The 8926-nt window shown below is 40.4% G+C and carries 12 protein-coding genes; 10 read left to right on the top strand and 2 right to left on the bottom strand.

What is annotated here, in order from left to right; all coding sequences use genetic code 11:
* The 7 genes from GMD4S_RS06170 to GMD4S_RS06140 all read left to right on the top strand — a co-directional run.
* Positions 1 to 466: dihydroorotate oxidase (locus GMD4S_RS06170; protein ID WP_000419194.1), on the top strand; the 466-nt coding region annotated here is incomplete at its 5' end.
* Positions 467 to 498: 32 nt separating this feature from the next.
* Positions 499 to 1536: a DNA polymerase III subunit delta gene (holA, locus tag GMD4S_RS06165; protein WP_000879628.1), complete on the top strand. Its 1038-nt coding sequence runs from the start codon at positions 499 to 501 to the stop codon at positions 1534 to 1536.
* 69 nt (positions 1537 to 1605) lie between these two features.
* Complete coding sequence (gene sodA, locus GMD4S_RS06160; protein ID WP_000974733.1) at positions 1606 to 2211, top strand: superoxide dismutase SodA; 606 nt, start codon at positions 1606 to 1608, stop codon at positions 2209 to 2211.
* Between the two features lie 155 nt (positions 2212 to 2366).
* Positions 2367 to 2897, top strand: a complete 531-nt coding sequence (locus GMD4S_RS06155) for a YutD family protein (protein ID WP_001224385.1) — start codon at positions 2367 to 2369, stop codon at positions 2895 to 2897.
* A 20-nt stretch (positions 2898 to 2917) separates the two neighbouring features.
* Complete coding sequence (rlmN, locus tag GMD4S_RS06150; RefSeq protein WP_000804751.1) at positions 2918 to 4003, top strand: 23S rRNA (adenine(2503)-C(2))-methyltransferase RlmN; 1086 nt, start codon at positions 2918 to 2920, stop codon at positions 4001 to 4003.
* Between the two features lies 1 nt (position 4004).
* Positions 4005 to 4484: a VanZ family protein gene (locus tag GMD4S_RS06145; RefSeq protein ID WP_000163102.1), complete on the top strand. Its 480-nt coding sequence runs from the start codon at positions 4005 to 4007 to the stop codon at positions 4482 to 4484.
* A gap of 1 nt (position 4485) precedes the next feature.
* The gene (locus tag GMD4S_RS06140; RefSeq protein ID WP_000025360.1) at positions 4486 to 6027 is read left to right on the top strand and encodes an ABC-F family ATP-binding cassette domain-containing protein; all 1542 of its coding nucleotides are present in this window, start codon (positions 4486 to 4488) and stop codon (positions 6025 to 6027) included.
* 42 nt (positions 6028 to 6069) lie between these two features.
* On the opposite strand, the gene GMD4S_RS06135 is transcribed toward GMD4S_RS06140, so the two are convergent.
* Both GMD4S_RS06135 and GMD4S_RS06130 read right to left on the bottom strand, forming a co-directional pair.
* Complete coding sequence (locus tag GMD4S_RS06135; RefSeq protein WP_000600214.1) at positions 6070 to 6309, bottom strand: zinc-ribbon domain-containing protein; 240 nt, start codon at positions 6307 to 6309, stop codon at positions 6070 to 6072.
* A gap of 27 nt (positions 6310 to 6336) precedes the next feature.
* Complete coding sequence (locus GMD4S_RS06130) at positions 6337 to 7143, bottom strand: peptidylprolyl isomerase (RefSeq protein WP_000731940.1); 807 nt, start codon at positions 7141 to 7143, stop codon at positions 6337 to 6339.
* Positions 7144 to 7360: 217 nt separating this feature from the next.
* Between GMD4S_RS06130 and rpsP the strand changes: the two genes are divergently transcribed.
* From rpsP to GMD4S_RS06115, 3 genes are read left to right on the top strand one after another with little or no spacing between them, the layout of a single operon-like run.
* Positions 7361 to 7633 carry a 30S ribosomal protein S16 gene (gene rpsP, locus GMD4S_RS06125; RefSeq protein WP_000268760.1) on the top strand — a complete coding sequence of 91 codons (273 nt, stop codon included), beginning with the start codon at positions 7361 to 7363 and terminating at the stop codon, positions 7631 to 7633.
* A gap of 19 nt (positions 7634 to 7652) precedes the next feature.
* Positions 7653 to 7892 (top strand): RNA-binding protein KphA, encoded by a 240-nt coding sequence (gene kphA, locus GMD4S_RS06120; protein ID WP_000379615.1) that lies wholly within the window; start codon positions 7653 to 7655, stop codon positions 7890 to 7892.
* A 41-nt stretch (positions 7893 to 7933) separates the two neighbouring features.
* Entirely contained in the window at positions 7934 to 8278 is a 345-nt protein-coding gene (locus tag GMD4S_RS06115) for a MazG nucleotide pyrophosphohydrolase domain-containing protein (protein ID WP_000654122.1), read from the top strand.
* The last annotated feature ends 648 nt before the right edge of the window (positions 8279 to 8926 follow it).

The following is an 8926-nucleotide window of genomic DNA, read 5'->3' as shown; positions in this document are numbered from 1 at the left end:
CTTTACCAAACCTCTTGGAATCAAGTTGCCACCATATTTTGATATTGTCCACTTTGACCAAGCGGCAGCTATTTTTAACAAGTATCCACTCAAATTTGTTAACTGTGTTAACTCTATCGGGAATGGTCTCTATATCGAAGATGAGTCTGTCGTTATTCGCCCTAAAAACGGTTTTGGAGGCATTGGTGGAGAGTATATCAAACCGACTGCTCTAGCGAATGTGCACGCCTTTTACCAACGTTTAAATCCCCAAATCCAAATCATCGGAACGGGTGGCGTTCTTACGGGTCGTGATGCCTTTGAACATATCCTCTGCGGTGCGAGTATGGTGCAAGTAGGGACCACTCTTCACAAAGAAGGTATCAGTGCTTTTGAACGCATTACCAATGAACTAAAAGCAATCATGGCGGAAAAAGGATACGAGAGCCTAGAAGATTTCCGTGGGAAATTGCGCTATATTGATTAAGTTTAATAAAAAATCAGAAGAAAGGAGAGATGATGCTTGCCATTGAAGACAGTCAGACGTTGACTTTATCAAATCTATCTAGCTTGAATCTATTTACAGGGACAGATCAGGGCCAGTTTGAAGTTATGAAGAGTCAAGTGTTGAAACAGATTGGTTATGATCCAGCTGATCTCAATTTTGCTTACTTTGATATGAAAGAAGTAGCTTATAAAGACTTAGAGTTGGAGCTGGTCAGTCTCCCTTTATTTGCGGATGAGAAAATCGTGATATTAGACCATTTTGTCGATATCACAACAGCCAAGAAACGCTTTTTAGCAGATGATGAGCTCAAGTCGTTTGAGGCATACCTTGATAACCCTTCGCCAACAACCAAGTTATTGATATTTGCAGAAGGAAAACTGGATAGCAAGAGACGATTGGTCAAACTGCTCAAACGTGATGCCAAGGTCTTTGATGCAGTAGAAGCTAAAGAACAAGAATTGCGCCAGTATTTCCAAAAATGGAGCCAGAAACAAGGTTTGAAGTTTGCGGAAAAGTCTTTTGAAAATCTACTCATCAAGTCTGGCTTTCAGTTTAGCGAAATCCAGAAAAATCTCCTCTTTTTACAGTCTTATAAGCCAGGCGATGTGATTGAGGAAAAGGATATTATCGAAGCCATTCCCAAGACTCTTCAGGACAATATTTTCGACTTAACTCAGTTTATTTTAGCTAAGAAGATTGATCAGGCCCGTGACTTGGTCAGAGACTTGACCCTGCAAGGGGAAGACGAAATCAAGCTCATAGCTGTCATGTTAGGACAGTTCCGAACCTTTACCCAAGTGAAAATCTTATCAGATTCTGGTCAAACGGAATCGCAGATTGTAAGCAGTCTGGGGACTTATTTGGGACGCAATCCTAATCCTTATCAAATCAAGTTCGCATTAAGAGATTCGAGAGGGATTTCCTTGGCTTTTCTCAAGCAAGCGATTTCTTATTTGATTGAAACAGACTACCAGATTAAGACAGGTGTCTATGAAAAAAGTTACTTGTTTGAAAAGGCACTCTTGCAGATCGCGGCTGAAGCAAATTGAGCAAAAAACTTGAAAAAAGAGGATGATTGCGTTATCATTTTCTTATAGAAAGAAAAAGAGGTATTACAGATGGCTATTATCTTACCAGACCTTCCATACGCGTATGACGCCTTGGAACCATACATCGATGCTGAAACAATGCACTTGCACCATGACAAGCACCATCAAACCTACGTCAACAATGCCAATGCTGCTCTTGAAAAACACCCTGAAATCGGTGAAGACCTTGAAGCTTTGCTTGCTGATGTAGAATCTATCCCAGCTGATATCCGCCAAGCGCTTATCAACAATGGTGGTGGACACTTGAACCACGCTCTTTTCTGGGAATTGATGACTCCTGAAAAGACTGCCCCTTCAGCAGAACTTGCAGCAGCAATCGACGCAACATTTGGTTCATTTGAAGAGTTCCAAGCAGCCTTTACAGCAGCAGCTACAACACGCTTTGGTTCTGGCTGGGCATGGTTGGTTGTCAACAAAGAAGGGAAGCTTGAAGTGACTTCAACAGCAAACCAAGATACACCAATCTCAGAAGGTAAAAAACCAATCTTGGGCTTGGACGTTTGGGAACATGCTTACTACGTGAAATACCGCAACGTGCGTCCTGACTACATCAAAGCTTTCTTCTCAGTGATTAACTGGAACAAGGTAGACGAGCTTTACGCAGCAGCTAAATAATAAAATATGGAGGGAAGAATTGTTCTTCTCTTTTTAAGGTTTTCAAGCAGAAGTCTGACAGAATCGTCAGACTTTTTTCATTTTCAGGATATTCGTGCCAACTTGTAGAAAATATGGTAAAATAGAGTGTTAAGTAATCGTGGAAAAGGAAGACTATGCGTAAAGAAATTTCACCTGAATTATACAATTATAACAAGTTTCCTGGCCCAGAATTTCAGATAAATGGGGATAAAGTTGAGACTGAAGGGATTGCTTTTACCTTGGTTGAAAATATCAAGGAGGCTTTCGATGTGACCGTCTTTAATCAGCGCTTTTCAGAAGTGTTGACCAAGTTTGATTATGTCGTAGGGGACTGGAGCAATGAACAGCTTCGCCTACGAGGTTTTTACAAAGACGATCGAACAGAGGAAAAAATTGAAAAAATCAGTCGCTTACAGGATTATCTTTTGGAGTACTGTAGTTATGGTTGTGCTTATTTTGTCCTAGAAAACCAAGCACCTAAGCGTGCTTCATTTGACAAGAAAATACGTAAAAAGGAAGAGGAGAATCTTCCTAGAAGAGGAAAGAAACCTTCGCAAAACAAGAGAAAACCAAATGCGGATAAGCGAAATAGACGTCGTCATAAGGACCAAAAGTCTCAGAAAGAGGACAAGGGACAGCGCCATTTTGTCATTCGTCAGAAATAGATAGAGAATAAGGAGAAGAGATGAAACCGTCTATTTATAGTTTAACACGTCAAGCCATGCAAGAATGGGTGTTAGAACAAGGAGAAAAGAAATTCCGAGCAGATCAGATTTGGGAATGGCTCTACCGTAAACGTGTCCAGTCATTTGAAGAAATGACCAACCTTTCCAAGGATTTGATTGCCAAGCTCAATGAGCAGTTTGTCGTAAATCCATTGAAACAACGCATCGTACAAGAGTCAGCTGACGGTACTGTTAAGTATCTTTTCGAGTTGCCAGATGGCATGTTGATTGAGACAGTACTCATGCGTCAACACTACGGTTTGTCAGTCTGTGTGACCACTCAGGTTGGCTGTAATATTGGTTGTACCTTCTGTGCGTCAGGCTTGATTAAGAAGCAACGTGATCTTAATAACGGTGAAATTGTAGCGCAGATCATGCTGGTTCAGAAATATTTTGATGAGCGTGGTCAGGACGAGCGTGTCAGTCATATTGTTGTCATGGGAATTGGAGAACCATTTGATAACTACAACAATGTGTTGAATTTCGTCCGCACCATCAATGATGACAAGGGGATGGCTATCGGTGCTCGTCACATCACTGTTTCAACTTCAGGTTTGGCCCATAAAATTCGTGACTTTGCTAATGAAGGCGTACAGGTCAATCTGGCTGTGTCTCTTCACGCACCCAATAATGAATTGCGCTCAAGCATCATGAAGATCAACCGTGCCTTTCCGATTGAAAAGCTCTTTGCAGCTATTGAGTACTATATCGAAACAACCAATCGCCGTGTGACCTTTGAATATATCATGCTCAATGAAGTCAACGATGGTGTTGAACAAGCCTTGGAATTGGCTGAATTGCTCAAGAATATCAAGAAATTGTCTTATGTAAACTTGATTCCCTATAACCCAGTTAGTGAACATGACCAATATAGCCGTAGTCCTAAAGAGCGCGTGATGGCCTTCTACGATACCCTCAAGAAAAAAGGGGTCAACTGTGTTGTCCGTCAAGAGCATGGTACAGATATTGATGCAGCTTGTGGACAATTACGCTCCAATACAATGAAACGTGACCGCCAGAAGGCAGTCGCAGCGGTAAATCCATAAAATGACTAAAAAAAGAGAATTAATCTTAAGATTGGGAGTGGCTATTTACAGTCTTTGCATTGTCTGTTTTTGTTTTACTCCCCAACCTCAACTTCCTACAGGAGTGGAAACTCCAGGTATTCAAACTTTTGGACGCCTGGTTTTTCTTTTAACTCCCTTAAACTCCTTTTGGAAACTGGGTGAAGTGACTAGTTTGGGACAAGTCCTTTGGATCTTTTTGCAGAACATTTTAAATGTCTTCTTGCTTTTCCCACTAGTCTTTCAACTGATCTATCTCTGCCCAAACTTGCGACAAACCAAAAAAATCATCCTTCTCAGCTTTCTACTGAGTTTAGGAATCGAGTGCACGCAACTGGTCTTAGACTTTTTCTTTGATTTTAATCGCGTCTTTGAGATTGATGATTTGTGGACCAATACCCTGGGAGGCTATCTGGCTTGGGTCCTCTATAAAGGACTGCATAAAAACAAGATAAGGAATTAGAATGAGTATTTTAGAAGTTAAAAATTTAAGTCACGGTTTTGGTGACCGTGCAATTTTTGAAGATGTGTCCTTCCGTCTCCTCAAGGGAGAACATATCGGTCTAGTCGGCGCCAATGGTGAAGGGAAATCAACCTTTATGAGCATCGTGACTGGTAAGATGTTACCAGATGAAGGGAAGGTGGAGTGGTCCAAATATGTGACTGCTGGCTATCTGGATCAGCACGCTGTACTAAAGGAAGGTCAAACCGTGCGTGATGTCTTGCGTACAGCCTTTGATGAGCTATTTAAAGCAGAAGCTCGTATCAATGACCTCTATATGGAAATGGCTGAAGACGGAGCGGATATCGACGCGCTCATGGAAGAAGTTGGCGAACTACAAGACCGTTTGGAGAGTCGTGACTTCTATACTTTGGATGCTAAGATTGATGAAGTAGCGCGTGCTCTGGGTGTCATGGACTATGGCATGGATACAGATGTAACAGCCTTATCAGGTGGACAAAGAACCAAGGTGCTTTTGGCTAAACTCCTCCTTGAAAAACCAGATATTTTGTTGCTTGACGAGCCAACCAACTACTTGGATGCTGAACACATTGACTGGCTCAAGCGTTATCTCCAAAACTATGAGAATGCCTTTGTCCTTATTTCGCACGATATTCCTTTCCTCAACGACGTAATCAATATCGTCTACCATGTGGAAAATCAACAGCTGACGCGTTACTCTGGTGACTATTACCAGTTCCAAGAAGTCTATGCTATGAAGAAATCTCAACTGGAGGCAGCCTACGAACGCCAACAGAAAGAGATTGCAGACCTCAAGGATTTCGTGGCTCGAAACAAAGCGCGTGTTGCAACGCGTAATATGGCCATGTCCCGTCAAAAGAAACTCGACAAGATGGATATTATCGAACTGCAAAGTGAGAAGCCAAAACCATCCTTTGATTTCAAAACAGCTCGTACGCCAGGGCGTTTTATCTTCCAAGCCAAGGACTTGCAGATTGGTTATGACCGTCCTCTGACTAAGCCTTTAAACCTCACCTTTGAACGCAATCAAAAGGTTGCTATTATCGGGGCAAATGGTATCGGGAAAACAACCCTCTTGAAGTCTCTCTTGGGCATTATTCCGCCAATCGCTGGGGAAGTTGAACGCGGTGATTACCTAGAACTTGGTTACTTTGAGCAAGAAGTAGAAGGTGGCAATCGTCAAACCCCTCTTGAAGCTGTCTGGAATGCCTTTCCTGCACTCAATCAGGCAGAAGTTCGTGCGGCCCTTGCTCGTTGTGGTTTGACAACCAAGCACATCGAAAGTCAAATTCAAGTCTTGTCAGGTGGGGAACAGGCCAAGGTGCGTTTCTGTCTCTTGATGAACCGTGAAAATAACGTCTTAGTGCTGGACGAGCCGACCAACCACTTGGATGTAGATGCCAAGGATGAACTCAAACGGGCGCTTAAAGAATACAAAGGAAGTATTCTAATGGTTTGCCACGAACCAGACTTTTATGAAGGCTGGATGGACCAAATCTGGGACTTTAACAAGCTAACTTAAAGGTGCTAAAAAAGCCAAGTCGAAATGACTTGGCTTTTTTGACTAGTAATTTAAATAGTTTTCAACTTCAGATTTCTCAATTTCTTTACCGTAGTGGCAAATCGGACAAGAAACGAAGTAACTTTTACCATAAGGAAAAAGTGGAATCCAGTAGAGGGTAAATTTGCGTCCAGTTTCTACGATCTCCCATGTGTCGACATTGTTACAGTGACCACATTCGATCGCTGTTTGCGTATGTCCCAAATCTTTCTGATAACCTTTAGAACCCCAAAATAAAATCATGTCATCGTCTCCTTATCTGTTGATGGCTTATTTTTTGCTGAAATCGTAGTCTTTTACCACTTCGATACTATCAATGGTGATAGCAGACGTTGGTTTGTCTTTCTCATCTTTTTCAGCCTTGGCAATTTTGTCAACAATATCCATGCCATCGATGACTTGACCAAAGACAGGGTGTTTGCCGTCTAGACTTGGATTTCCACCTTCTTTATAGGCTTCGATGATTTTCTTTGGATACTTGCTTGTAGGGAGTTTAGCTGAAATATCTGTTGAATTTTGGTTGATGAAGAACTGGCTACCGTTGGTGTTTGGTTGACCAGTGTTAGCCATAGCAAGGGCTCCTCGGATATTGTATAGGTAAGGAGAGATTTCATTTTTGAAACCAGTTCCCTTGTCCTTCGTTTTATCCTTATCATGCCAGATAGATTGGCCTCCTGTACCATCTCCCTTAGGATCTCCAGTTTGAACCATAAAGCCATCGATGACACGGTGGAAGGTGATGCCGTTATAGTAGCCTTCCTTAGCGTGAGTAAGGAAGTTTTCAACCGCAAGAGGTGCTAGTTTTGGAAAGAGTTTGATGCGGATATCGCCTTGATTTGTGTGTAAAATGACCTCAGCTTCGTCTTCAGCAACTTCCTTAGAAAGTTGAGGGAAGTTGGCATTGTCATTTGTCAAAGCGTCATTCAAATCTTTGGCAGCCTGAGCAGCTGCTTTTGAGCTTTCTTCAGCAGAGATACTAGAGTCGACATATTCATCACCACGGAGACCACGTTGGATACTAGTACATCCAACAAGGGCTACAGTTGATAGTAAAAGAAGGGTTGCTAGTTTTTTCATTGTTAACCTCTCAAAAATTCATTTCTACCATTGTACCTTAAAAGGAGTTTGATTTCAAATGTAAAAGATTTTACTAAAAATTTCTAGTAGTTAAAAAAATTAAGACTCTGTCAAGTTTTTTTCTTGACACCTGTCAGAAATCTGCTATAATAGAACATGTGCTAAATAGCTCAGCTATTTCACCGAAATAAAAAAATAAGAAAAGAGACATTAAAAAATGGCAGTTAAAATCCGTTTGACTCGTATGGGTTCTAAGAAAAAACCTTTCTACCGTATCAACGTAGCAGACTCACGTTCACCACGTGACGGACGTTTCATCGAAACAGTTGGGACTTACAACCCACTTGTTGCTGAAAACCAAGTAACTTTGAAAGAAGACCGCGTTCTTGCATGGTTGGCTGATGGAGCTCAACCTTCAGATACAGTTCGCAACATCCTTTCAAAAGAAGGCGTATTGAAAAAATTCCACGATTCTAAATTCTCAAAATAAGTTTAAAGTAGGTTGACAGATGGATACGATTGAAAATCTCATTATTGCGATTGTGAAACCTTTGATTTCACACCCTGATGCCTTAACTATCAAGATCGAAGACACGCCAGAGTTTTTGGAGTATCACTTGGATCTTGACCAAAGCGATGTCGGTCGTGTTATCGGTCGTAAGGGTCGCACTATCTCAGCGATAAGAACGATTGTCTACTCTGTCCCAACTGAAGACAAGAAAGTAAGAATCGTTATCGATGAAAAATAAAGAAAGCGGGACAGATGTCTCGCTTTTTTGTGGAGGAGAAGATGAAGGATTTAACCTTTAGACAATTACAAGCTTACTTACTCGAACATTACCAACAGTCTCGAACTGAGGAAGGCCTCTTTATCAAACTAGTGGAGGAAGTCGGAGAAGTAGCTGAGGTCTTGAATGGGCGCTCTGGTCGAAAAGAGGGCGTTCAGGACTCAAACGAGGAACTAGCCAAAGAACTGGCAGATATCATTCACTATACGGTTGCAATTGCGGCCATCAACGATATTGACCTAACCAAAACCATCTTTGACAAAGATAAGAAGTCTGCCATTAAGTATCAGCATGAAAGAGATTTGGAAGGATTTTTGAAGGGAGATTTGAGAAATATTGAACACTGATTATTTTTTAAAAATAGACTGGGCGATGTATATTGATTGGTTATTACGAATTATACAGATTTCGACTTTTATAGGTGTAATTTTAAAAATTAGTTTCCAGAATAAGGCCTATATTAATAATATCGAAATTCAGGCAATTAAACCAATCGAATTTGATTCCTTACTTACATACGAGATTTCATCATGTTTATGAGTTTAAACATAATAAAAATGATAAACATTATAACCATTTGATTTTTTATCCAAAAGAAGTTGATATTGAAATTGTAGAATTTTATTCTTTAATCTATGATTCAAAAAGTAATCGTTTAGTCGTTCAAGATAAAATACATACAGTCAAAAATTTAAAAAATTATACATGCTTATTGATTTATACAAATTTACCTGAGACTATACCTAGTTTAAGAATGAAATGGAAGACAAGTCAAGGTCAAATTGGGGAGTATACATTTTATAGTAATATGTATAACGGGAATATAAATATTTCTTCTTTTAAATATAAATTAACATTAAAGAGGAAACTACTAGCAATTTTGGGATTATAGCTGATTTTCTCCAACTTGTGAAAATCCCTGGAACGTGATAAAATAAAGGATAGAAATAGATACAGGAGACAAGATGAACTACTTTAATGTTGGGAAAATCGTC

The organism is Streptococcus sp. GMD4S, from assembly GCF_000296955.1.
The sequence above is the reverse complement of the archived record's forward strand: the minus strand, read 5'-3'. Positions and strand labels throughout refer to the sequence as shown.

Coding starts and splice junctions, on each gene's coding strand:
- rpsP (WP_000268760.1), top strand. CDS start 7,361: ATGGCAGTTAAAATCCGTTTGACTCGTATGGGTTCTAAGAAAAAACCT.
- GMD4S_RS06145 (WP_000163102.1), top strand. CDS start 4,005: ATGACTAAAAAAAGAGAATTAATCTTAAGATTGGGAGTGGCTATTTAC.
- GMD4S_RS06140 (WP_000025360.1), top strand. CDS start 4,486: ATGAGTATTTTAGAAGTTAAAAATTTAAGTCACGGTTTTGGTGACCGT.
- GMD4S_RS06135 (WP_000600214.1), bottom strand. CDS start 6,309: ATGATTTTATTTTGGGGTTCTAAAGGTTATCAGAAAGATTTGGGACAT.
- sodA (WP_000974733.1), top strand. CDS start 1,606: ATGGCTATTATCTTACCAGACCTTCCATACGCGTATGACGCCTTGGAA.
- GMD4S_RS06115 (WP_000654122.1), top strand. CDS start 7,934: ATGAAGGATTTAACCTTTAGACAATTACAAGCTTACTTACTCGAACAT.
- GMD4S_RS06130 (WP_000731940.1), bottom strand. CDS start 7,143: ATGAAAAAACTAGCAACCCTTCTTTTACTATCAACTGTAGCCCTTGTT.
- holA (WP_000879628.1), top strand. CDS start 499: ATGCTTGCCATTGAAGACAGTCAGACGTTGACTTTATCAAATCTATCT.
- rlmN (WP_000804751.1), top strand. CDS start 2,918: ATGAAACCGTCTATTTATAGTTTAACACGTCAAGCCATGCAAGAATGG.
- GMD4S_RS06155 (WP_001224385.1), top strand. CDS start 2,367: ATGCGTAAAGAAATTTCACCTGAATTATACAATTATAACAAGTTTCCT.
- kphA (WP_000379615.1), top strand. CDS start 7,653: ATGGATACGATTGAAAATCTCATTATTGCGATTGTGAAACCTTTGATT.